The organism is Rhizobium sp. SVR5-2C (assembly GCF_056755115.1).
In genome coordinates this window covers 1-554 of sequence record NZ_JBNDHT010000323.1, presented here as the reverse complement: position 1 = coordinate 554, position 554 = coordinate 1, and the positions used below count along the sequence as shown (strand labels likewise).

Sequence of the window (554 nt, the reverse complement as noted above, 5' to 3'; positions counted from 1 at the left end):
CGGCTGTCTTTCACCTATGAGGGCCGGCAGTTCCTCTCGAACGCACGGCGAATCCTAGCCGATTGGGACGCCGCGCTCGCGGATGCTCGGAATGGACCCTTGCGCGGGCCGATCAAAATCACTGCACCGCAGGAACTCGGGCGGGTTGAACTTGTGCCCATTGTGGATCGGTTCCTTCTCAAGCATCCGGCGGTAACCATCACTCTGCAGTTCGCGGACAATGTCCTTGATATGGTTGAGAACGATATCGACCTTGCCCTTCGACACGGCCCGCTGGTCGACTCGACACTAAAGGCGCGTTTGCTGCTACGGTCTAGAAGAGTTGTGTGCGCTTCACCGGATTATTGGAATCTGCGAGGATATCCCAGGCATCCGGATGATCTCGCCGAGCACAACTGTCTCGTACATTTCCGCCCTGACGCGTCATTTGCCGCCTGGCCCTTTCTTGTTGACGGCAAGCACATATCGGTACGAGTACGGGGGGATCGGGTTGCCAACGACACCCTCACTGTTCGCGATTGGGCACTCGCGGGGCTCGGCATTATAAGAAGAGA

At 57.8% G+C, this 554-nt stretch carries 1 protein-coding gene; it reads left to right on the top strand.

The genetic code is table 11. The features are described from left to right. Positions 1–99 precede the first annotated feature (99 nt). The coding region (locus ACPYOI_RS35925; protein WP_481424152.1) for a substrate binding domain-containing protein at positions 100–554 on the top strand (455 nt) is incomplete at its 3' end.